20 protein-coding genes are annotated in these 21,253 nt (G+C 68.9%); 10 read left to right on the top strand and 10 right to left on the bottom strand.

Translation table 11 applies throughout. The features are described 5' to 3' along the window. Window position 1: 1 nt before the first annotated feature. Together B146_RS0111580 and B146_RS0111575 are read right to left on the bottom strand one after the other, a co-directional pair. Window positions 2-991 (bottom strand): carbohydrate ABC transporter permease, encoded by a 990-nt coding sequence (locus B146_RS0111580; RefSeq protein WP_019996608.1) that lies wholly within the window; start codon window positions 989-991, stop codon window positions 2-4. A 17-nt stretch (window positions 992-1,008) separates the two neighbouring features. Further along, window positions 1,009-2,286 carry an ABC transporter substrate-binding protein gene (locus tag B146_RS0111575; protein WP_019996607.1) on the bottom strand — a complete coding sequence of 426 codons (1,278 nt, stop codon included), beginning with the start codon at window positions 2,284-2,286 and terminating at the stop codon, window positions 1,009-1,011. Window positions 2,287-2,516: 230 nt separating this feature from the next. Here B146_RS0111575 and B146_RS0111570 point away from each other — a divergent pair, with 230 nt between their 5' ends. From B146_RS0111570 to B146_RS0111530, 9 genes are all read left to right on the top strand, one after another. Continuing rightward, entirely contained in the window at window positions 2,517-3,527 is a 1,011-nt protein-coding gene (locus tag B146_RS0111570) for a Gfo/Idh/MocA family protein (RefSeq protein WP_026358542.1), read from the top strand. Between the two features lie 15 nt (window positions 3,528-3,542). After that, window positions 3,543-4,637, top strand: coding sequence for a Gfo/Idh/MocA family protein (locus tag B146_RS0111565; protein ID WP_019996605.1), 1,095 nt, complete (start codon window positions 3,543-3,545; stop codon window positions 4,635-4,637). A gap of 53 nt (window positions 4,638-4,690) precedes the next feature. Beyond that, window positions 4,691-5,428 carry a FadR/GntR family transcriptional regulator gene (locus B146_RS0111560; RefSeq protein WP_019996604.1) on the top strand — a complete coding sequence of 246 codons (738 nt, stop codon included), beginning with the start codon at window positions 4,691-4,693 and terminating at the stop codon, window positions 5,426-5,428. A 192-nt stretch (window positions 5,429-5,620) separates the two neighbouring features. Further along, entirely contained in the window at window positions 5,621-6,670 is a 1,050-nt protein-coding gene (locus B146_RS0111555; protein WP_019996603.1) for a dipeptidase, read from the top strand. A gap of 131 nt (window positions 6,671-6,801) precedes the next feature. Next, on the top strand, window positions 6,802-8,415 hold the full coding sequence (locus tag B146_RS0111550) for an ABC transporter substrate-binding protein (RefSeq protein ID WP_244498193.1): 1,614 nt from the start codon (window positions 6,802-6,804) through the stop codon (window positions 8,413-8,415). Window positions 8,416-8,448: 33 nt separating this feature from the next. Then, entirely contained in the window at window positions 8,449-9,543 is a 1,095-nt protein-coding gene (locus B146_RS0111545) for an ABC transporter permease (RefSeq protein ID WP_019996601.1), read from the top strand. Continuing rightward, on the top strand, window positions 9,540-10,460 hold the full coding sequence (gene nikC, locus B146_RS0111540) for a nickel transporter permease (RefSeq protein ID WP_019996600.1): 921 nt from the start codon (window positions 9,540-9,542) through the stop codon (window positions 10,458-10,460). Before B146_RS0111545 ends, nikC begins: the two co-directional genes overlap by 4 nt. Continuing rightward, window positions 10,457-11,314: an ABC transporter ATP-binding protein gene (locus tag B146_RS0111535; protein ID WP_019996599.1), complete on the top strand. Its 858-nt coding sequence runs from the start codon at window positions 10,457-10,459 to the stop codon at window positions 11,312-11,314. The genes nikC and B146_RS0111535 overlap by 4 nt, the downstream gene beginning before the upstream one ends. After that, window positions 11,311-12,099 carry an ABC transporter ATP-binding protein gene (locus B146_RS0111530; protein ID WP_019996598.1) on the top strand — a complete coding sequence of 263 codons (789 nt, stop codon included), beginning with the start codon at window positions 11,311-11,313 and terminating at the stop codon, window positions 12,097-12,099. The genes B146_RS0111535 and B146_RS0111530 overlap by 4 nt, the downstream gene beginning before the upstream one ends. A gap of 22 nt (window positions 12,100-12,121) precedes the next feature. Here the strand turns inward: B146_RS0111530 and gspG are convergent, their stop codons facing one another. Further along, window positions 12,122-12,556, bottom strand: coding sequence for a type II secretion system major pseudopilin GspG (gene gspG / locus B146_RS0111525; protein WP_019996597.1), 435 nt, complete (start codon window positions 12,554-12,556; stop codon window positions 12,122-12,124). Between the two features lie 168 nt (window positions 12,557-12,724). On the opposite strand from gspG, the gene B146_RS0111520 reads away from it, so the two are divergent. Then, window positions 12,725-13,189, top strand: a complete 465-nt coding sequence (locus tag B146_RS0111520; protein ID WP_019996596.1) for a prepilin peptidase — start codon at window positions 12,725-12,727, stop codon at window positions 13,187-13,189. Here the strand turns inward: B146_RS0111520 and B146_RS27745 are convergent. The 7 genes from B146_RS27745 to B146_RS0111485 all read right to left on the bottom strand — a co-directional run bounded on the left by B146_RS27745 (window position 13,179) and on the right by B146_RS0111485 (window position 21,116). After that, window positions 13,179-14,243: a type II secretion system protein GspK gene (locus tag B146_RS27745; protein WP_019996595.1), complete on the bottom strand. Its 1,065-nt coding sequence runs from the start codon at window positions 14,241-14,243 to the stop codon at window positions 13,179-13,181. The genes B146_RS0111520 and B146_RS27745 overlap by 11 nt on opposite strands. An 8-nt stretch (window positions 14,244-14,251) precedes the next feature. Next, complete coding sequence (gene gspD, locus B146_RS25800) at window positions 14,252-16,393, bottom strand: type II secretion system secretin GspD (protein WP_019996594.1); 2,142 nt, start codon at window positions 16,391-16,393, stop codon at window positions 14,252-14,254. Window positions 16,394-16,547: 154 nt separating this feature from the next. Next, window positions 16,548-17,270 (bottom strand): hypothetical protein, encoded by a 723-nt coding sequence (locus tag B146_RS27740; protein WP_019996593.1) that lies wholly within the window; start codon window positions 17,268-17,270, stop codon window positions 16,548-16,550. After that, on the bottom strand, window positions 17,260-17,679 hold the full coding sequence (locus B146_RS0111500; protein WP_019996592.1) for a PulJ/GspJ family protein: 420 nt from the start codon (window positions 17,677-17,679) through the stop codon (window positions 17,260-17,262). Before B146_RS0111500 ends, B146_RS27740 begins: the two co-directional genes overlap by 11 nt. Before the next feature lie 10 nt (window positions 17,680-17,689). Next, window positions 17,690-18,154 carry a GspH/FimT family pseudopilin gene (locus tag B146_RS0111495; RefSeq protein ID WP_019996591.1) on the bottom strand — a complete coding sequence of 155 codons (465 nt, stop codon included), beginning with the start codon at window positions 18,152-18,154 and terminating at the stop codon, window positions 17,690-17,692. Further along, on the bottom strand, window positions 18,151-19,365 hold the full coding sequence (locus tag B146_RS0111490) for a type II secretion system F family protein (RefSeq protein ID WP_019996590.1): 1,215 nt from the start codon (window positions 19,363-19,365) through the stop codon (window positions 18,151-18,153). The genes B146_RS0111495 and B146_RS0111490 overlap by 4 nt, the downstream gene beginning before the upstream one ends. Then, window positions 19,362-21,116 (bottom strand): GspE/PulE family protein, encoded by a 1,755-nt coding sequence (locus B146_RS0111485; protein ID WP_019996589.1) that lies wholly within the window; start codon window positions 21,114-21,116, stop codon window positions 19,362-19,364. The genes B146_RS0111490 and B146_RS0111485 overlap by 4 nt, the downstream gene beginning before the upstream one ends. Window positions 21,117-21,253 lie beyond the last annotated feature (137 nt).

The following is a 21,253-nucleotide window of genomic DNA, read 5'->3' as shown; positions in this document are numbered from 1 at the left end:
GTCAGGAATTCCTCGACAGGCGGAGCTGCACCGCGGTGAAGATCAGGAGAACGATGCCGAGGATCAGCGAGGCGGCGGCGGCGAGGCCGAAATTGCGGGGCTGAACGGCGAAGCCGACTTCGTAGATATATTGGACGATCAGCATCGTGGCCGATCCCGGCCCGCCGCCGGTCAGGACGTAGAGCTCGTCGAAGGTCTGCACCGAGCGGATGACGCAGAGCACGAAGACGACGAGCAGGACGGGTTTGAGAAGCGGCACGGTGATGCGCGAGAAGACGCGCCAGGTGGAGGCCTTGTCCATGCGGGCGGCCTCGTAGACATCGCCCGGAATGGCCTGGAGGCCGGCGAGCAGCATGATCGTGTAGAAGCCCATATGGGCCCAGACCGTGACGAAGACGGTCCAGAAGAAGGCGGTGTCGGGAAAGGCCAGCCAGTTGGCGCCGGGCAGGCCGAGCGCATTGAGAAGCCCGTTCAGCGCGCCGTTTCGCTGCAGGATCCACTGCCAGGTCAGCGCCACCACGACGGGCGAGAGCATGACCGGGAAGAAGAAGATCGCCCGGAAGAAGCCCCGGCCACGGATCTTGCGGTTGAGGCAGATCGCCGCCAGCAGCGAGACGCCGATCATGCAGGTGACCTGCACCGGCACGAAGAGCATCGTGTTGCGCACCGCCCGCCAGAAGAGGTCCGCCCGGCAGGAGGCGGGGTCGAGATAGCTGGCGCAGTCGAGAAGCGTCGCGAAATTCTCCGAGCCGATATAGGGCCGCTCGGAAGGGTAGAGGCGGTCGCTGCCGGTCAGCGAATAGAAGACGTTGATGCCCACCGGCAGGAGCGAGAAGAGAAGCACGGCCGTCAGGTTCGGCACGAGGAAGACCCAGGGCATCCTCCTCGCGCCGATCAACTTCTGCACCCGCAGCATGATCGGTTCGATGGCGCGGGCGGGCAGGGCGAAGACCCCGCCGACCGCGTGTTTCAAGCCTTGCGTGACGGCCATGATCGCTCTCCCCGGCCTTACTTGGCGGCGGCCTGCAGGGCCATTTCGGTGTCCTGCTTGATGCGCGACAGCGCCGTGTCGACGTCGAGTTCGCCGTTGATGACCTGGCTGATGCGCGTGGTCATGGCGTTCATCATGGCGCGCTGGTAGCGCCAGCCCTGGAAGCGGAAGGCGGCCGGGGCCATCTTGGGCACCTGCGCGGCGAAGGTCTTCAGAGATTCGCGCGTGCGCTCGGAGGCGCCCGGATAGTCGAGCCCCTTGTCGATGAGGGATTTCGAGGCCGGGATCTCGACGGCAGCGACCACCATCTCGGCATTGTTCTCGGGCAGCGACATGAACTCGATGAGCTTGCCGACCGCTTCCGGGCTCTTGGTCTGCTTGAAGCCGACCAGCGCGCCGCCGCCCGGCATCACCGTGCAGGAACCCGGGCCGCAGGGGGCGGGCGCGACCTCCCAGTCGAAGAGGTCGCCGACCTCCTTGTCCATCTTGTTGAGGGTCCAGGAGCCGCCGAAATAGAGCACCGTCTTGGCGTTCAGGAAGTCGGCGAACAGCTCGCGATGCGTCGCGCCGCCGACCGCGCCCCAGAGGTCGAGCGGCATCGTGCCATCCTTGTGCCAGGCGACGAACTGCTCGATGGCTTTCTTCAGGCCCTCGTCCACGACGGGCTGGCCCTTGTCGTCCACAAGCTGCGCGCCGTAGCTGATCGCAAGGCTCGCGAAGCGATGGCCCGAGCGGTCCATTTCCATGGCGTATTCGGTGTTGGTGGCTTTGGCGACCTTGCGCGTCGCCTCGGCCCAGTCCGCCCAGGTCGCGCCTTCCTTCGGCACGGGCACGCCGGCCTGATCGAAGAGCGAGAGGTTCACATAGGCGCCGTTGACGGTGAGCGTCGTCGGCATGCCGTTGATGGCCTTGCCCGTCGGGTCCGCGCCGCGCAGCCAGGAGAGCGTCTGGGGATATTCCGCCTCGAAGCGGGCGGCGTCCACATAGGGGCGCAGGTCCAGATAGAAGCGGCTGAGGCCACCGAGATCGGTGACGACCGCCATGTCCGGGCCCTGGCCGGATTCCAGCTGAACGGGGAGGCTTTCCACCAGAGACTGGTAGGGGACGTTCTCGACCTTGACCGTGATGTCCGGGTTCGCAGCCTCGAAGCGCTTGATCACCGGCGCCATGGCCGTGCAGCCGAAGCCGACATCCTGGCAGGCGAGGGTGATCTCGGCCGCGAAGGCGCGGGACGACAGGGCCGTGGAAGCGCCGAGCGCGCAAAGGGCCAGGAGCGGTAGATGCCGCTTTTTCATGCTGAACTTCCTCCCAGAATGCCGGCGAGCCCTCCCGCTCGATCGGCCGTGCTGATCAGAATGCTTGGTCTTACCAGATTGTCAACTGGCTACATAAGCGTGCCCGACAGCGCAGAGATCTCCACCCGGTGGGGCGTCTTGACAATCCCCGATGTGGCGTGTCTGGTCTGACCAGCGGCGTGCTTTTAGCGTTTCGTCGCGTCGGTCCGTGACGGGAGGAGCATTCGGACATGCTGAGATTTGCGGCTGTGGGCATCGACCATGGGCATATTTTCGACCACATCAAGGGCCTGATCGCGGCGGGCTGCGAGTTCGTCGGCTATTGCCCTGAAACCACCGCGCCCGGCGTCCTGAAAGCGCTCGAAACCGATTATCCGAACGCGCCCAAGCTCGATCGCGACGCGATCTTCGCGGACGCCTCGATCGACATCATCTGCATCGCCGCCATTCCCGCCGACCGCGCCGGGCTCGCCGTGCGCGCCATGAAGGCGGGCAAGGACGTGATGACCGACAAGCCGGGCGTCACCACCTTCGCCCAGCTCGAGGAGGTCCGCCGCACCGTCGAGGAGACGGGCAAGATCTTCTCGGTCTGCTTCACCGAGCGCCACAGCGTGCGCTCCGCCGTGAAGGCCGGCGAGCTCGTGCGCGAGGGCCGCATCGGCCAGGTCGTGCAGACCATGGGCATGGGGCCGCACCGCCTCCAGCTCGCCACGCGCCCCGACTGGTTCTTCGATCCCGACCGCTTCGGCGGCATCATCGTGGACATCGCGTCCCACCAGATCGACCAGTTCCTGTACTACACCGGCTCCGAGACGGCCGAGATCGTGTCGAGCGCGATCGGCAATTTCGCCATGCCGGACAAGCCCCGCTTCGAGGATTACGGCGAGATCCTGCTGCGCTCCGACAAGGCCTCGGGCTTCGTGCGCGTCGACTGGTTCACGCCCGACGCGCTCGGCACCTGGGGCGACGGGCGCCTGACGATTCTCGGCACCGAGGGCTATATCGAGCTGCGCAAATATATCGACATTTCCGGCCGTCCGGGGAAGGACCACCTCTTCCTCGTCAACGGGACCGAGAACGTCCATATCGACTGCAGCGAAGAGAAGCTGCCCTATTTCCAGGCCTTCGCCGACGACGTGAAGGACCGGACCGAAACCGCCATGCCGCAGCGCCACGTCTTCGAGGTGTGCCGCCTGTCGCTGGAAGCGCAGGCCAACGCCGTGCGCATCGGCAATCGCTGAAGGGGAGGGCGCATCATGACCCGGAAACTGCGCGTCGGCATCGTCGGCGCCGGCATCGCCGAGCGGCATCTGGCCGGCTTCGACTGGATCAAGGACCTCTTCGAGGTCGTCGTCCTCTGCTCGCTGGACGAGGATCGCGGTCGCAGGCTCTGCGACCAATATGCCATTCCCGAATACACGCAGGACGTCGCGACGCTGATCGCGCGCGACGATCTCGACCTCATCGACATCTGCACGCCGCCCGATTCGCATTTCGACCTGTGCCGGCGCGTGATCGAGGCCGGCAAGCATGTGATCTGCGAGAAGCCGCTCTTCGGCTCCATCGCGGAAGTCGACGAGATGGCCGCGATCGTGGATCGCGCGGCGGGCCCCAAGCTCATGCCGATCTTCCAGTATCGCTACGGCACCGGCCTGCAGAAGCTGAAATTCCTGATCGAGAAGGGGCTGACGGGCCGTCCGTTCCTCACCACGATCGAGACGCATTGGTGGCGCGGCCCGGCCTATTACGAGGTGCCCTGGCGCGGCAAGTGGAAGTCGGAACTCGGCGGCGGCCTTCTCGGCCACGCGATCCACGCCCATGACATGCTGAACTATGTCCATGGCGCCTGCGCCGAGGTCTTCGCCTATGGCGCGACGCTGGTGAACCCGATCGAGGTCGAGGACACGGCCGCGCTTTCGGTGAAGATGGCGAACGGCTCGCTCGCCAGCCTCTCCATGACGCTCGGCTCGCGCAAGGAAATCTCGCGCCTGCGCTTCTGCTTCCACGATCTCGTGGCCGAAAGCATTCTCGAGCCCTACACGATGGGCCGCGATCCCTGGACCTTCATCGCCGGGGACGAGGCGCATCAGGCGCGGGTGGACGCGGCGTTGGCCACTTACGAAGTCCGCGAGGACGGCTATACGCGCCAGTTCGAGCTGTTCCACGAGGCGATCGTCTCCGGCGGCGAGCCGCCCGTGACGCTCCAGGACGCGCGCAACTCGCTCGAACTCGTGACGGCGGCCTATCATTCGCAGCGCACCGGCCAGCCGACGCCGCTGCCGATCACGGCCGATCATCCGCTCTACCGCTCCTGGCTGCCGGACGCGGCCAAGACGCAGGACGCGGCCTGACACCCACCGGGTGAGGCGCCATCCCCGGCGGGGTGGCGCCCTGAAAGGACGACATGGACGGCGACACACGCATTCGCGGCGGCAACGAGCGCCTGTATCAGGTGGTCGCGCGCCGCATCGCCCGGATGATCGAGGAGAAGTCCGGCGATCCCGATTGGCGCATGCCCTCCGAGCGCGAGCTCGCCGAGGAGCTGGAGGTCAGCCGTCCGGTCGTGCGCGAAGCGGTGATCGCCCTCGAAATGCGCGGCATCGTCGAGGTGAAGGGGCGCACGGGGATCACGGTTCTTCCCGTGCGCGGCAGCCAGATCCAGTTCGACAAGATCGGCGCCGATGCCGGCCCCGGCCCGTTCGAGCTTCTGGAAGCGCGGCTCGCGGTGGAGGCGAGCGCCGCCGCCATGGCGGCCGAGCGCGCCACGAGCTACGATCTGGCCTTTCTGGAAGATTGCATCGCGCGCATGGAGCACGAGGCGCAGGCGCTCCTTCTCAACGAGAAGGGCGACCGCGATTTCCATCTCGCCATCGCGCGCATGACGGGCAACGCCATCATCGTCTCCATGGTGGAAACGCTCTGGGTGCAGCGCGACCAGTCGCTGATGTGGAAGAAGCTGCACGAGCACATCCACGCGCCCACCGTGCGCCCGCTCTGGATCGGCGATCACCACGCGGTTCTGACCGCGCTTCGCCTGCGCAACCCGGAAGCGGCCTACAAGGCCATGGCGCGCCATATCCGCAACGTCATGAGCGAGCTGATGGAAGCCGACGAACGCGGCCGGCTCATCACCGGCGGCTGATCGCGGGCGCGGCGAGAGCTTCAGGCGGGCGCACTTTCGGTCGCCAAGCGAAAGCGACCCGGGCGCTGGCCCGCGAGCCGACGCTCGATTAACGTCCGCCCGCATCGCCGGGTGAGACCGAAACGGGCTCGGCCGGCGCACCGATGGTTCGCGCGGCTCCGGTCGCGCTTTTCTCGCCTTGGAGAGCCCGCCTTGAAGGTCTTCGACGGACACAACGACGCGCTGCTGCGCATTTATCAGGACCCGACGCCCGCGACGTTCGAGGCCTTTCTCGCCGGCGGCTCCAGTCTCCATATCGATCTCGCCAAGGCCAGGACCGGCGGCCTCGTCGGCGGTCTCTTCGCGATCTTCCCGCCCTCGCCGATGGCGGGCGATCTCGCCGACCTCCTGGGCGGTCCGGGCTACGACCTGCCGCTGCCCGACCCGCTCGCCCATCCGGTCGGCGCCGACAGCACGATCGCCATGGCCTCGATCCTCCTGCGCCTCGAAACGGCTTCGAAGGGCGGGCTGACGGTCTGCCGCAGCGTCGCCGAGATCGAGGCGGCGATCGCGCGGGGCAGCCTTGCGGCGGTTCTCCACATCGAGGGTGCCGAGGCGATCGACCCCGATCTCCACATGCTCGACGTGCTCTATGCCGCCGGCCTGCGTTCGGTCGGCATGGTGTGGAGCCGCAACAATCATTTCGCCCATGGCGTGCCCATGCGCTTTCCCTCCTCGCCCGACACGGGACCGGGCCTTCTGGAACCCGGGCGGCGGCTGGTGAAGCGCTGCAACGAGCTCGGCGTCCTTCTCGACCTGTCGCATCTCAACGAGCGCGGCTTCTGGGACGTCGCCGAGCTGTCCGACGCGCCGCTCGTCGCCACCCATTCCAACGTCCACGCCCTGTGCCCGGTCAGCCGCAATCTGACCAACGAGCAGCTCGACGCCGTGGCGCGCTCGCGCGGCGTCGTCGGCCTGAACTTCGCGACCGCCTTCCTGCGCGAGGACGGGCGCATGGACCCCGACACCCCGCTCGACACGATGCGCCGCCACCTCGACGCGCTTCTGGAACGCCTCGGCGAAGACGGCGTCGCGCTGGGCTCGGATTTCGACGGCGCGACGATCCCGAACGCCATCGGCTCCTCCGCCGGCCTCCCCGCCCTGATCGATCATCTCGCCGCAGCCGGCTATTCCGAAGCCCTGATCGAGCGCATCAGCTGGCGCAACTGGCTCTCGGTTCTCGACCGCACCTGGAAGGCGTGACGATGCGCCCGGATTTTGTGCAGTGCACACGCTTGCCGACGCATTAATCATCGCATAGCGTTCCCTCGTCGGGCGCGGGGAATCGGCTTTTCGCCGCGCCGATCCGTTCACCGAACCCGACGAGGTTGTCCGTGTCGCATTCTCTTTCCCGTTCGCTCAGCCGCCGCCTGTTTGCCGGAACCGTGCTTCTGGGGGCTGTCGCCATGGGATCGGCGGCTCTTGCCGAGACGCCGGCCGACACGTTGGTGATCGCCAACGGCATCGACGACATGAAGTCGCTCGACCCGGCGGAAAGCTTTGAGTTCTCGGGCCAGGACCAGATCAACAACATCTACGAGACGCTGGTCGAGATCGATCCGAACACGCTGAAGCCGATCCCCGGTCTCGCGTCGAGCTGGTCGGTCAGCGAGGACGGCCGCACCTATACGTTCAAGATGGCCGAAGGGCGCAAGTTCGCCTCGGGCAATCCGATCACCGCCGAGGACGCCGCCTTCTCGCTCCAGCGCGTCGTAAAGCTCGATCAGACGCCCGCCTTCATCCTCACCCAGTTCGGCCTGACCAAGGACAATGTGGATCAGACCGTGAAGGCCGTGGACGCCTCGACGCTCCAGATCGTCACCGACAAGCCCTATGCGCCGTCCTTCCTCTACAACGCGCTGACGGCGGAGGTCGGCTCGATCGTCGACAAGGCCGTGGTGATGGAACATGCCGGCGAGGATTTCGGCAATTCCTGGCTCGACACCCATTCGGCGGGCTCGGGCGCCTATGTCCTGCGCGCCTGGAAGCCGAACGAATCCGTCGTGCTCGACGCCAATCCCAATTTCAACCACGAGGTCGCGATGAAGCGTGTCTTCGTGCGCCATGTCGTGGAGCCCGCGACCCAGCTTCTGCTCTTGCAGAAGGGCGACGTGGACGTGGCCCGCAATCTCGGCCCGACCGACATCGCGGTCATCGAGAAGGACGCCAATCTCAAGATCCAGACCGAGCTGCGCGGGCAGGTCTATTACCTCTCGGGCAACCAGAAGGACGAGATCCTCGCCAAGCCCAAGGTCATGGAGGCGGTCAAGTATCTGATCGACTATGACGGCATCACCAGCCAGCTCCTGAAGGGTCAGGAACAGACGCATCAGTCCTTCCTGCCGGCCGGCTTCCTCGGCGCGATCGAGGACAAGCCCTTCAAGCTCGACGTGGCGAAAGCCAAGGCGCTTCTGGCCGAAGCCGGCTATCCCAACGGGTTCGAGACCGAAATCCTGATCCGCAACGAGAAGGAGCGTGTGGATATCGCGCAGGCCATCCAGGGCACGCTCGCCCAGGCCGGCATCAAGGCCGCGCTTCGCTCGGTGACCGGCGCCGAGGCTTTGTCGATCTACCGCGCGCGAAACCACAAGCTGACGCTCCAGACCTGGGGGCCGGACTATCCCGATCCGCAGACCAACGCCTCCGTCTTCGCGTCCAACCCGGACAATTCCGACGCGGGCAATCTCGTCGGCAATCTCGCCTGGCGCAACGCCTATCCCGCAACGGTGACGACGCCGATGGTGGCGGCCGCCGTGATCGAGAAGGACGAGGCCAAGCGCGCGGGCATGTACGAGGAGATGCAGCGCCACGAGCAGATGGCGTCGCCGATCGCGGTTCTGTTCCAGCGCTCCGAGCAGCCCGCGCTTCGCAAGGGGGTGGACGGGTTCCACACCGGCGGCGCCGTGGCGTCGGCCTTCTACTGGACCGTGACCAAAGCCGCGAAGTGATCCCTTGCGCATTCCAGGCATGAGGGCGGGCGCATGAGCCCGCCCGTTCTCGACGAACCCGCTCTCGATCCGACCCGCGCGCCCACCGGGGGAGGGCTGGCCGTGCCGAGGGCGCTCCGGCGGGGAGCGGGCCTGTTCTTCAGCCTCCTCGTCACCCTGTTCGGCCTTCTCTTCGTCACCTTCCTGATCGCGCGGGTCGTGCCGCTCGATCCGGTTCTGGCGGTGGTCGGCGATCGCTCCACGCAGGCGCAATACGACGCGGCCAAGGTCGCGCTCGGGCTGGACCAGCCGCTGCCGATCCAGTTCGTGCGCTATCTCGGCGATGTCGTGACCGGCGATCTCGGGCGCTCCAACCTGACCTCGCGGCCGGTGCTCGAGGACATCGCCAACGCGTTTCCCGCAACGCTGGAACTCGCCACGCTCGCGACCCTCATCGGCGTCTTCGTCGGCGTGCCGGCCGGTGTGTTCGGCGCGGTCCACCAAGGCCGCTGGCCCGATCAGGTGATCCGCGTCGTCGGGCTTCTCGGCTATTCCATGCCGGTCTTCTGGCTCGGCCTCATCGCGCTTCTCGTGTTCTACGGGCAGCTCGGCTGGGTCGGCGGCCCCGGCCGGCTCGATGTCTCCTACGAACTGGCCTACGAATTCGACGTCACGCGCGTCACCGGCTCGATCCTCATCGACAGCGCCCTGTCGGGCGCCTGGGACGTGTTCCGCAACGCCCTATCGCATCTCGTTCTGCCGGCGCTGGTGCTCGGCTATTTCTCGCTCGCCTATATCTCCCGAATGACCCGATCCTTCATGCTCGAACAGCTCGGCCAGGATTACATCACCGCCGCCCGCGTGAAGGGCGTCTCGGAGCGGCGTGTCGTCTGGGTCCACGCGCTCGGCAACGCCATGGTGCCGCTCGTCACGGTGATCGCCCTGTCCTACGCCGCGCTTCTGGAAGGCTCGGTCCTGACCGAGACCGTCTTCGCCTGGCCGGGGCTCGGCCTCTATATCACGCAGGCCCTGTTCGCGGCCGACTTCAACGCAGTGCTCGGCGGAACGCTGGTGATCGGCGCGGCCTTCATCGTGCTCAATCTCCTGTCCGACGTCGTCTACACGCTGGTCGATCCGAGGGCGCGATGAGCAAGGCTTTGCAAGGCTCCGGCTGGCGCGGCTGGCTGACGACCGACACGCCTCGCTCGCGCCTTCAGGCCCGCGCCGTCGCGCTCTGGCAAGGCTGGCTGACGCTGCGCTCCAACGCGCTGGCGATGATCGGGCTCGGTTTGATCGCGCTTCTCGTCCTCATGGCGATCTTCGCGCCGCTTCTGGCGACCCACGCTCCCAACGCGCAGAATCTCGACACGCGCCTCCTGCCGCCCGGTCCCGGCCATTGGCTCGGAACGGACGAGCTCGGCCGCGACGTCTGGAGCCGGCTCGTCTACGGCTCGCGCGTCACGCTCTATGTCGTGGCGCTGGTGGCGCTGACGGCGCCGGTGATCGGCCTCGTGATCGGAACCGTGGCCGGCACGCTCGGCGGCTGGACCGACCGGGTCCTGATGCGCGTCACCGACATCTTCCTTGCCTTCCCCCGCCTCATCCTGGCGCTCGCCTTCGTCGCGGCGCTCGGGCCCGGCATCGAGAACGCCATTCTCGCCATCGCGCTCACCGCCTGGCCGCCCTATGCGCGTGTCGCGCGCGCCGAAACGCTGACCGTGCGGCGCTCCGACTATATCGCCGCCGCCCGGCTCCAGGGCGCGGGAACGCTGCGCATCATCACCGGCCATATCATGCCCATGTGCCTGTCCTCGGTGATCGTGCGCATCACGCTCGACATGGCCGGCATCATCCTGACGGCGGCCGGCCTCGGCTTTCTCGGTCTCGGCGCGCAGCCCCCGCTCGCCGAATGGGGCGCGATGATCTCGTCGGGCCGGCAATATCTCCTGACCCATTGGTGGGTGGCGACGATTCCGGGCGTCGCGATCCTGCTCGTCAGCCTCGCCTTCAACCTTCTGGGCGATGCGCTGCGCGACATTCTCGATCCGAGGAGCGCGCAGCGATGACGGGTGGGCTTCCTTCAACCGGGCCGCTTCTGGAGGTGAGGAACCTTCGGGTCGGCTTCGACACCCGGCGCGGTCTCGTCGAGGCCGTGCGGGGCGTGTCCTTCACGGTCGGGCGCGAGCGCGTCGCGATCGTGGGCGAGTCCGGTTCCGGCAAGTCGATGACGGGCCGGGCCATCCTGCGGCTCGTGCGCGCGCCGGGCCATGTCGCGGCCGACAGACTGGCCTTTCGAAACACCGATCTCCTGGCCTTGCCCGAGCGCGACATGCGCGCCCTTCGCGGGCGCCGCATCGCCATGGTGATGCAGGACCCGAAATACTCGCTGAACCCGGTCATGCGCATCGACCGGCAGCTCGGCGAAGCGCTGCGCGCCCATGGGCGGCTTTCGGCGCGCGAGGCCAGGGCCCGCATGATCGCAATGCTGGAGGATGTCCAGATCCGCGATCCCGAACGCGTGCTGCGCGCCTATCCGCACGAGCTTTCGGGCGGCATGGGCCAAAGGGTGATGATCGCGATGATGCTGATCCCCGAGCCCGAGCTTCTGATCGCCGACGAACCGACCTCGGCGCTCGACGTCACCGTGCAGCTCGAAATCCTGCGCATTCTCGATGGTCTCGTGCGCGGCCGAGGCATGGGTCTTCTGTTCATCAGCCACGATCTGCGGCTCGTCTCCACCTTCTGCGATCGGGTTCTCGTCATGTATCGCGGGCGCATCGTGGAGGAGATCGGGGCGGCCCGGCTGTCGGAGGCTCGCCATCCCTATACGCAGGGGCTTCTGGCCTGCCTGCCGCGCATCGGCGGCGGCCACGACATGCTGCCCGTTCTCGACCGCCAGCCCGAATGGGAAGAGGCATGAGCACCGTTCCCCGCATCGAAGTGACGGATCTGCGCATCAGCTTCGGCCAAGGGCGCGGGCGCGTCGATGCCGTGAAGGGCGTGACCTTCGCGGTGGCGCCCGGCGAGAGCTTCGGGCTCGTGGGGGAATCGGGCTCGGGCAAGTCCACGATCCTGCGCGCCCTTTGCGGTCTCGCTCCGGTTTCGGGCGGCGAGGTCAGGGTGGACGGCGTTCCCCTCGACGCACGGCGGGACAAGGCCTTCGCCGCCAAGGTGCAGATGGTGTTTCAGGACCCCTACGGTTCGCTTCATCCGCGCCACACGGTCGACCGCATCCTCGCCGAGCCGCTGGCGATCCATGGGTTGAAGGACCGCGACGGGCGCATCCTGCGCGCGCTCGCCGATGTCGGGCTCGATGCGGCCTTCCGCTTCCGCCTGCCGCATCAGCTTTCGGGCGGGCAGCGCCAGCGCATTGCGATCGCGAGAGCCCTGATTCTCGAACCGGCGATCCTGCTTCTGGACGAGCCGACCTCGGCGCTCGACGCCTCGATCCAGGCCGAGGTCCTGAACCTTCTGACGCGCCTGCGATCCGAGCGGAACCTGACCTATCTCTTCGTCAGCCACGATCTCGCCGTGATCGACCACATGTGCGAGCGGCTTCTCGTGATGCGCGGAGGCGAGGCGGTGGAGGCGCTGGAACAGGGACATCTCGCCCGGCGCGAGGTGCGCTCGGACTATGCGCGCCGGCTGATGGTGGCGAGCGACGGGTTCGTGCGTCCGGCCGGGAGAAGCCCGGCGCCGCTTTGATCAACCGACGAGCCGTCCCGCATCAGCGGTTGGTGAGGTCGGCGTCTTCGCCCGTGCCGCCTTCCGCGCCGTCGCGGCCGAGGGTGGCGATGCGGAAGCCGCCGGGGGCGGCTTCGTAGCGGTAGGCGCGGCCCCAGGGGTCCTGAAGGCCGGTGGCGCTTTTCAGATAGGGGCCGTTCCAGCCGGGCGCGCCGTCGCTCGCGGTGAGCGCGGCAAGGCCCTTGTCGGCGGCCGGATAGGCGCCCGTGTCGAGGTAATACAGCTCCACCGCGTTGGCGAGGTTCTGAAGCTGCGTCTTGGCCGTGTCGGCCTTGGCGGTGCCGATATAGCCGAGGACGCGGGGGCCGACGAGCGTGCCGATCAGCGCGATGATGGCGAGCACCACGAGAAGCTCGACGAGCGTGAAGCCCTCGTCCGAGCCTTCGGTCTCCGCCGCGCGATTTCGAAAGCTGAGCATCCGCCCCGTCCCGTGTCTCGTTCCCTTGCGGCACGCTAGGCGATCTTGATGTGCGATCCGTAAAGCGCGGCGTGGCGATTTTCGCGGGTTCACGCGCCTTCAACGCCTTTTGCCGTTTGATCCCTCCGCTTGGGGAAGTGCGGTGCTGCGGCGGGCTGGGGAGGAGCGATGATCGGCGACGTGACGGCCCTCGCCCTGCTGGCGCCGATGCTTCTCCTCGTCGGGCTCGTCGACGGGCGAACCGGGCGCATTCCCGATGCGCTGAATGCCGGGATCGCGGGGCTCGGCCTCCTGCGTCTGGCGATGGGCTCGCCGGAAACGCTCCTCGCGCATGGTCTCGACGCGGCGATCGTCGGCGGGCTTCTTCTTCTCCTGCGCCGTCTCTACCGCGTCTGGCGCGGGCGCACGGGGCTCGGGCTCGGGGACGTCAAGTTCCTGGTGGCGGCGACGCTCTGGACCGGGCTCGAGGCGCTGCCGCTGGTGGTGCTTCTCGCCTCGCTCTCCGGGCTGGCGATGGTCGGGCTTCAGGCCTTGCGAGGCGGCGCGATCCGGGCCGATCGGCGCCTGCGCTTCGGCCCGCATCTGGCGCTCGCGCTGATGGCGGTTCTTCTTCTCGACCGCTTCACGGGCTGAGGGTGGCGCTCGCCGCTTCGCGTGCCGTTCCGAGAGCCGTCGCGAGAAGAGAGCAGAAGGCGTCGCCCTGCGATGGCGCTGCGCTCGTCTTGTCCTCGCCGAAGGGCGGGCGCGACCAGCGCAGGACGCGCAATTCGCCATTGTCCGGCCCGCCGAAGGTAACGAGCGCGCGCCGCCCGGCCGCGAGGCTCCCGTCGCCCCGCCGCAGCCGGGCGTCCACCGCGAAATTCGTGCGCGAACTCGCCAATTGCCATCGCTTGAGGTTCGGCCGCTCGGTGGCCTCCGGCGGCAGGACGCCGTGCGAGGCAGCGGGCGTCAGCGCGAGGTCGAGGCCGGCGCGCGGATTCTGGACGGTGAGGAGCGGGCGCAGGCGCGCGAGCAGCGCCGGCGTGACGGAAGGCAGGCGCGCGACCTCCTCCACATCCACGAAGGGCCGGTTCGCCGGTCCCCAGGCCAGTCCCGCCTGCCAATATTGCGCGCGCTCCCCGATGCCGTTGCTCTGCGGATCGTCGTCGGGGTCGCGGAAGTCGCCGATCTCCTCGGCCAACCGCCGCGCCGTCTCGCCGCCGAGGCCGGCGGCCTCGAAGAAATCGCGCAGCATGGGCACGGACGCGCCGTTGAGATCGAGAAGCGCGCCCTGGTCCACGGCCGACAGCTCCAGCCGGCCGCCGCCGCCGCCGGGCAGCGCGCAGGAGAGGGGCGTCCCGTCGAAGGGCAGCGGCAGGGGCTCGGGCGGCGGGGCGGCCGTCGCCTCACCCGACAGCGCGGCGGCGAGAATGGCCTGCGATGTGGGGGCCTGGCGCGGGGGCGGGCGCAGCGCGTCGGCGACGAACAGGGCCGCGCCGTCCGCCAGCGCCTGCGCCCTTGCGAGTTCGCTCCTGTTGCCGGTTTGAAGCGTCACGAGCCGGGCGCGCACGGCAAAGCTCGCGGCCACCCCGACGAACAGGATCGCGGCCAGAAGCACCGAAAGAAGCACGAAGCCGGCTTCGCCGTCCTCGTCGCCGGTCTCGCGCTTACGCTCCGCCTCGGGCGCGCTTCTGCGCCGGCGCGTCATGACAGCCTCTAGCGGGTGATGCGCTGGAAGGTGGACGGGTTGCCTTCGTCCAGCCCGAGCCGCGCCAGCCCGTCGCGGAACTCGCGGGTGATGGCTTCGGCTTCCGTCCCGTTCCGCATGACGCGGGGGCGGATGAAGATCACGAGTTCGGTGCGCTTCTTCACGTCGCTGCGGTTGCGGAAGGCCGCGCCGAGCACCGGCACGTCGCCGAGCACCGGCACCTTGTCGTTGCCCTTCTCGCGCGAATCCTGAACGAGGCCGCCGAGCGCGATGCTCTGCCCGTCGTCCACCGAAACGGTGGTGGATACCTTGCGCTGGCGGATCGTCGGCGAATCTATGCCGGACGAGGTGGTGCGCACGACGTCGCTCACTTCCTGCTCGATGTTGAGAAGGACATGGCCGTTGGAATTGATGCGCGGCGTGACCGACAGGATGACGCCGGTGTCCTTCATCTCCACCCGGTTGACGATCGGCGCGTCGATCGAGGCGGAGGTGGCAGTGGCGGTCTGGGTCACGATCGGCACCTGGTCGCCGATCTGGAGCCGGGCGGTGCGGTTGTCGAGAACGGTGAGGGTCGGCGAGGAGATGACCTTGACGTTGGTCACGGAGGCCAGCGCGTTGATCACGAGCTGGAAGTCGGCCTTGGCGAGCATGTAGGAGAAGCCCGGCGCGAGAGCCGACACGGCGCCGCTGACGGCGTCCGACAGCTTCAGCTTGCCGCCGCCGCCATGTTCGAAGAACCAGCGCAGGCCGAACTTCAACTGGTCGTTCAGCGTCACTTCCGCGATCACCGCCTCGATCAGCACCTGATTGGCCATGCGGTCGGAGGAGGCGAGGATCGGCAGGAGCCGGTCGTATTGCGGCTTGGTCGCCACGATGATCAGCGCGTTGTTCGGCTCGTCCGCCACCACGGTCATCTTGCCCGCGCCGAAGGCGGGGGTCTGCGAGGCGGCGATGCCGCTCGCGGCGTCGGATGGTGCGTCGCCGGCCTCGCCGCCGCGCAGGTCCGTTTCGCCCATGCCGACGCTGGTGCGCAGCGCCGTCAGGCTGCTCGCAACGCCCGAGCCCTCGATCCCCGACAACATGCCCTGGACGATCGTCGCCAGCTCCTTGGCCGGGCGGTTCTCCACCTTGTAGACGAAGGTTCGCTGGCCGCTTTCGGAGGCCACGAAGTCGAACTTGAGGATATAGTCCCGCGCGCGGTCGAGCTGGCGCCGGTTGGCCGCGATCACCAGGATCGAGTTCAGCTCGCGGCTCGGCACGAAGCGCACCGTGCCCTGCGCCGGGCCTTCCGCGCCGCCATAGACGGCCTCGAGCTGCTTGGCGATGGCGTTCGGATCGCCGCCGCCGGTCAGCGGGAAGATCGCGGCGGACTGGTTGCGCATCCAGTCGACATCGAACAGACCGATGGTCTCGCGCATCGTGCGGATCTGCTCGGCCGTGCCGGTGAGCACGAGAATGTTGCGCGCGGGATCGGCCCGCACGATGCCGTTCGGCGCGATCGGCTTTAGGATGCGCTCCATCTCCAGCGCGGAGACGGATTTCAGCGGCACGATCTGCGCCCCGGTGCCGACCTGAAGGTCGCCCGGCTGCGTGAAGCCGACGCTGCCGGTCTCTAGGGAATCGGTCCCCATGGCAATGCGATAGATCTCGCCGGTCTTCTGGATCGTCAGGCCCTTGCCGGCGAGAACGGATTCGAACGCGTCCACCAGCGCCTGCCGGCTCACGGGGCGCGCCGTCTGGAGAGTCACCGTGCCCGCGACATCGTCGGCCATGATGAAGTTGGAGCGCAGGATTTCCACGAAGATCGCGTTGGCGGCGGCCCGGATCGGCACATCGACGAGGTTCAGCGTCACCTTGTCGCCCGCTTCCCTGTAGAGCGGCGCGCCGCCGGCCGGGCCGGACGCGCCGCCGGACAGGACGACCTCGGACGGCGTGCCACGGCGCATCCCGCCGAAGATCCCCTCGCGCCGGGCCGCGCGCGGGGCGCCGAGCGAGCGCGTGGCTTCCAGCCCGCTGCGCGCTTCGACGGTGCGGGAGTTCGGCGTGGTGCAGGCCGTCAGAATCTGGGACAGGGCGAGAAGCGCAAAGCCGGAGCGCCGCAGGCGGCGCTGTCCCCTCGCAGTCTCCGTCCGATCCTTGGATTCCATGCCTGCCGTTCCCCGGACCGTTGCCGCACGGTCAAGCCGATCCGAAGCACAAGGGCCCTTCGTTAGGAAATCATTAGGGACCCAAGATGGACCGAAACTGGTTCACCCGGCGCGGCGGGCTGGACAGACGGCTGGCAAGGTCCAGAGGCGCCGGTCAGCCTTCGGGCAGGAAAGCGCCTTGCGCCTCGTCGGAAGGGCTTTGGCTTAGCCGGTCCGGCGGCACGGGCGAGGCGAGGGGATGAACGAGGAGCGGCGCGAAGCGCCGCCGGTCGGACGCGGGGAAGCTGAGCTCGATCGACACGAGCGCCGGCAGGACGCCGCGCTGCCGCCACGTCTCGCGCCATAGGATGGACCCGTCTGGGCCGGCTTCCCCATAGCGCAGACGCAGCGATCGCACGCCCGGCACGAGCAGGGTGAGGCTGCCCGAAAGCGCGAGATCGCCGCCCGCCACCGCGCGGCGCTCCACCATGTCGAACCCGCCGCCCGCGACGGGCGCGAGCATCAGCGTGACGGCGTTGAGGCCGCCGATTTCCAGGATCGGGTCGGCCGGGGCCAGAAAGCGAAGCGCCTCGCTCGCCCCGTCGAACGGCGCGCCGCCGACAAGGCCGAGATCGGCCACCGCCTCGCCGAGCGTGCGGCGCAGATGCTCGCGCGCGGCCTCGATATCCATGGCCGCCTCGATGCGCCGGCCGACCGGCGCCATCTGGCGGATCGCGTCGATGCCCTGCCCGATGAAGAGGGCGATCAGCGACAGGAGCGCCAGCGCCACGAGAAGCTCGACCAGCGTCGTGCCGGCTTCCGGGTCGTCCGCTTCGCGGCAGGGGGGCGCCTCCGCCGACTTGGCCGATCGAGTCGCCAGGGCCCGGCTAGCGGCCATCGGACCCTCGCGCGAGGATCAGAGTGGAGAGAAGGGCGGACGCGGGTTTGGCGCCGTGCGGATCGACCCCGACCGAAAGGCGAAAGAGGCGCGGCGTGCCGGCGGGCGGCGCGAGGCCGGCGCTCTCGACGGGTTCGGTCAGCGCCCACCAGTCGAGCCCGTTCTCGCGGCCCTCGCGCCGGCCGGGCTCCATGGGGTCGCGGGCGCGCTCGGTTTCAATGATTCGCGCGGCGAGATCCATCCGCGCCTCATGGCCGGCGCTGCGCGACAGGGCGAGCGAGGTGCCGGAAAAGGCGCGCATCATGGCGAGCGTGACGAGCGCCAGGATCGCGAAGGCGACCAGCACCTCCGCCAGGGTGAAACCCTCCTCGGCGCTCTCGCCTGCCTGTTCGTCGCGGCGCTCGCTCATAGGGGCTCGCTCATGGCCCCTCGCGGCGCACCGCGCCGGTCAGCCAGTTCACCTCGACCCTGCGCTCTCCGCCGCCGAGGCGCAGCGAGACGCGCCCGCCGGTGGAGCGGCCGTCCGGCAGAAAGGCGATGGTCGGCGCGCCGCTGTCCCCGCCACCACCGAGCCGCGCTTCGCCGGCGGTGGTGAGGTCGAGCCCCACGCCGTCCGGCAGCGGCACGGGCGCGGCGCCCTCGCGTTGCCAGCGCCGCTCTCCAGCATCGAAGGCGAGATGGCGCATCCGGCCGAGCCGCATCGCGTCGATGCGCGTGCGCTGGAGGTCGGCGACGAGCTGGTCCGTGACCGTGCTGAGAACGCCGGCCGGGCGGTTGTTGGCAAAGCTGGAGGCGGCGGCCGTGGCGGCGAGCGCCAGAAGGGCGAGCACCACCAGCATCTCGGCCAGCGTGAAGCCCGCGTCGCCCGCCTCCGCCTCGCTCATTGGGCCGCGAGATCGTTGACGGACAGGATGGCGCTCATGACGGACAGGATCAGCCCGCCGACGAGAAGTCCGAGGCCGGCGGTGATGAGCGGCGTCATGACCGCGAACAGCCGCCCGATGCGCGTTTCCACGGCTTCCTCGTGCAGTTCGGCGGCGCGCATCAGCATATGCGGCACGCGGTTCACCTCCTCGCCGACCGCGATCATCTGAAGCGTCAGCGGCGACAGGGCTTCCAGCCCGGCAAGCGCGGGGGCGAGCCGCGCGCCCTCGGGAATGCGCCGCGCGGCCTCGTCGAGCACGCGGCGAAACGCGAGGCGCTTGGGCACGAGGCGCGTCGCGGCGATCGCGGCGGGCAGGCCGACCTCGGCGCCGAGCAGCGTGCCGAGCGTGCGGCACAGGCGCCCGGCCTCGATGCCGACTAGAACCGGGCCGAGAAGCGGCAGCTTCAACAGCGCCGCCTCGCGCCATTCCACGAATCCGGGCCTTCCCCAGAGTGCGGCGAGGAGGGCGGCGAGCGCGCCGAACGCGCCGAGCACGAGGACCCAGTTCGCGCCGAGAAAGCGCTCCATCGACTGCGTCAGCACGATCACCGCCGGCGGTTCGATGCCGGGCTGGTCGAACAAGGGCGCGAGCGAGGGAACGAGCAGCCCCACCACGAGCCCGACGATGCCGAGCGCCATGACGAGGAGGAGCAGCGGATAGATCAGCGCCGAGACCACCGTGCGCCGGATCGCGTCCGCGCGCGCCAGCGACACCGCGAGATCGCCGAGCACGCGGCCGAGCGTGCCGGTCAGCTCGCCCGCCGCCGTCACCTCCACGATCTCGCGCGAGAAGACCTTGGGATGGCGGGCGAAGGCGCGCGACAAGGGCTGGCCGCCCAGAACGTCGGCCAGCACCGTTTCCAGCGTTTCGGTGAGGCTGCGGGGCGACTGGCGAATGGCGAGCCGCAGCGCGCGGTCGATGGTGAGCTCCGCTCCCAGAAGCGTCGCGAGGTCCTTCACGAAGGACAGAAGCTCGGTGCGCTTCACCCCGCCCGTGCCGAAGAGGTCCCGCTGCCAGATGCTGGCGGTCTGAGGCACCGGCTCGACCTTCAGGACGCGCAGGCCCCCGGCGGAGGCGAGCGCGAGCGCGCGGGCGCGGTCTTCCGCTTCGACCCGCCCGGCGCGCTTCAGCCCGCGCCCGTCCACCGCCTCGAAGCGATAGAGCGTCATGCGCCGTCTCCGCCGCCGAGGCTGCGCAGGACCTCTTCCAGGCTCGTTTCCAGCGCCAGCGCCTTGTCGATCCCGTGGCCGAGCAGCGTCTGCATGCCCTCCCGGCGCGCCGTTTCCTCGATCTCGGCCTCGTTGCGGCGCGCGGCGATCATCGCCGACAGGCCCCGCCCGATCTCCAGCCCCTCGGCGACCACCGTCCGGCCGCGATAGCCCGTGTTGTTGCAATGCGGGCAGCCGACGGGATGGGCGAGGCGCAGCACCGGCGCGCCCGCAAGGTCCGGCCGATGGCGCTCGATCCGCGCGCGCTCGGCGGCGCTGGCCGGCGCGACCTCGCGGCATTCGGGGCACAGGAGGCGCAGGAGGCGCTGGGCGAGGACGCCGTTCAGGACGGCGGCGAGGAGATAAGGCTCGACGCCCATGTCGATCAGCCGGGTCGTGGCGGCGGCGGCGGAATTGGTGTGCAGCGTCGAGAGCACGAGATGGCCGGTCAGCGCCGCCTGCACGGCGATGCGCGCCGTCTCGCCGTCGCGGATTTCACCGACCATCACGATGTCGGGGTCCTGGCGCAGGATGGAGCGCAAGGCGGCGGCGAAGTCGAGACCGATCGCGGCATGGGTCTGGACCTGCGTGACGCCGGCCATCCGATATTCCACGGGGTCCTCGACCGTGATGATCTTGGCGGTGCGGTCGTTCAGCCGTTGCAGGAGCGTGTAGAGCGTCGTGGTCTTGCCCGAGCCGGTCGGGCCGGTGATCAGGAAGATGCCGTTCGGCCGGTCGGCCATGGCGTCGATGCGCGCGGCGAGCGGGGCGGGAAAGCCCAGCGCCTCGTAGCTGCCTTCCTTGCGCGACTGGCCGAGAAGGCGCAGCACCAGCGCCTCGCCATGGGCTGTCGGCAGCACGGACACGCGCACGTCCACCTCGCGGCCCCGGTCCACGACCTTCATGCGCCCGTCCTGCGGCAGGCGCCGCTCGGCGATGTTGAGTTCGGCGAGAATTTTGATGCGGGTGGCGAGGCCCGTGTGAACCGCCTTCGGCAGGGTCTCGGGCCGCACCAGGACACCATCGACGCGGTAGCGCGCCGTGAGGTCGGTCTCGCCCGGCTCGATATGGATGTCGGACGCGCCGAGCTCGAAGGCGGTGCGGAACAGCGAATGGGCAAGGCGAATGATCGGCGCCTGGCGCGCGGCGTCTTCCAGCCGCTCGCGGTCGCTGCCGAGCCCGTCCTCGGCGTCCTCGCCGAGTTCGTTCGCATCCGCTTCGCCGAACAAGCGGCGCGCGGCGGCCTCGAACGTGCTCGGGCCGATCAGCCGGAAGCTCGCCCCGCCCAGCGAATAGGCTAGCGCCGCCATGAGGTCGGTCGCGAACGGGTCCACCACGCCGACCATGGGCGGCGGCCCGTCGCGCAGCGCGAGGACGCGGGCGCGGCGGCAATAGGCGCCGCCCATCCGATCGCCAAGAACCGGCTCGGCGGGCAGCGTGTCGGCCGCCGCCGCCGGCAGGCCGGTGAAGTCTTCCAGCGCCGCGAGGAGATCGGCTTCCGACAGGAGGCCGAGTTCGGTGATGACGATCGGCAGCGAGCCATGCGTCTCGAAGGCGAGGCGCGCGCGCTCGGCGGCGGGCGGCTCCATCAGCCCTTGGGCCTGAAGATGGTCGAGAAAGCCGAGGGCGGTCGGGCCGGCTGCCGCGCGGGTGCCCTGGCGCCGGTCGGTGGCGGGCGATCCGGGCCGCCTCTTCGATCCCCAAACAAGCATGGCCGTTCCGATCCGAATCCCGCGCGGCTGCCTTGAACCAGGGGCGAGGGGGGAGGTCGGATCGGCGAAGCCGGGCTCGGCGGAGCCCAAGGCCTCAGCGTGTCCGCGCGGCCGGCGGAGGGCGCGAGGCTCGTCCC

This window comes from Aureimonas ureilytica DSM 18598 = NBRC 106430 (assembly GCF_000382705.1).
In the GTDB taxonomy this organism is placed as follows: Bacteria; Pseudomonadota; Alphaproteobacteria; order Rhizobiales; family Rhizobiaceae; genus Aureimonas; species Aureimonas ureilytica.
Note: the sequence above shows the minus strand (reverse complement) of the source record. Positions and strands in the feature narration are given on the sequence as shown.

Bases quoted from the DNA above. Each gene is read 5' to 3' on its own strand.
- gspD (WP_019996594.1), bottom strand. From the start codon at position 16,393: ATGGAATCCAAGGATCGGACGGAGACTGCGAGGGGACAGCGCCGCCTG.
- B146_RS0111495 (WP_019996591.1), bottom strand. From the start codon at position 18,154: ATGAGCGAGGCGGAGGCGGGCGACGCGGGCTTCACGCTGGCCGAGATG.
- B146_RS0111500 (WP_019996592.1), bottom strand. From the start codon at position 17,679: ATGAGCGAGCGCCGCGACGAACAGGCAGGCGAGAGCGCCGAGGAGGGT.
- B146_RS0111565 (WP_019996605.1), top strand. From the start codon at position 3,543: ATGACCCGGAAACTGCGCGTCGGCATCGTCGGCGCCGGCATCGCCGAG.
- B146_RS0111570 (WP_026358542.1), top strand. From the start codon at position 2,517: ATGCTGAGATTTGCGGCTGTGGGCATCGACCATGGGCATATTTTCGAC.
- B146_RS0111520 (WP_019996596.1), top strand. From the start codon at position 12,725: ATGATCGGCGACGTGACGGCCCTCGCCCTGCTGGCGCCGATGCTTCTC.
- B146_RS27740 (WP_019996593.1), bottom strand. From the start codon at position 17,270: ATGGCCGCTAGCCGGGCCCTGGCGACTCGATCGGCCAAGTCGGCGGAG.
- B146_RS0111575 (WP_019996607.1), bottom strand. From the start codon at position 2,286: ATGAAAAAGCGGCATCTACCGCTCCTGGCCCTTTGCGCGCTCGGCGCT.
- B146_RS0111485 (WP_019996589.1), bottom strand. From the start codon at position 21,116: ATGCTTGTTTGGGGATCGAAGAGGCGGCCCGGATCGCCCGCCACCGAC.
- B146_RS0111530 (WP_019996598.1), top strand. From the start codon at position 11,311: ATGAGCACCGTTCCCCGCATCGAAGTGACGGATCTGCGCATCAGCTTC.
- B146_RS0111545 (WP_019996601.1), top strand. From the start codon at position 8,449: ATGAGCCCGCCCGTTCTCGACGAACCCGCTCTCGATCCGACCCGCGCG.
- B146_RS0111490 (WP_019996590.1), bottom strand. From the start codon at position 19,365: ATGACGCTCTATCGCTTCGAGGCGGTGGACGGGCGCGGGCTGAAGCGC.
- gspG (WP_019996597.1), bottom strand. From the start codon at position 12,556: ATGCTCAGCTTTCGAAATCGCGCGGCGGAGACCGAAGGCTCGGACGAG.
- nikC (WP_019996600.1), top strand. From the start codon at position 9,540: ATGAGCAAGGCTTTGCAAGGCTCCGGCTGGCGCGGCTGGCTGACGACC.
- B146_RS0111580 (WP_019996608.1), bottom strand. From the start codon at position 991: ATGGCCGTCACGCAAGGCTTGAAACACGCGGTCGGCGGGGTCTTCGCC.
- B146_RS27745 (WP_019996595.1), bottom strand. From the start codon at position 14,243: ATGACGCGCCGGCGCAGAAGCGCGCCCGAGGCGGAGCGTAAGCGCGAG.
- B146_RS0111535 (WP_019996599.1), top strand. From the start codon at position 10,457: ATGACGGGTGGGCTTCCTTCAACCGGGCCGCTTCTGGAGGTGAGGAAC.
- B146_RS0111560 (WP_019996604.1), top strand. From the start codon at position 4,691: ATGGACGGCGACACACGCATTCGCGGCGGCAACGAGCGCCTGTATCAG.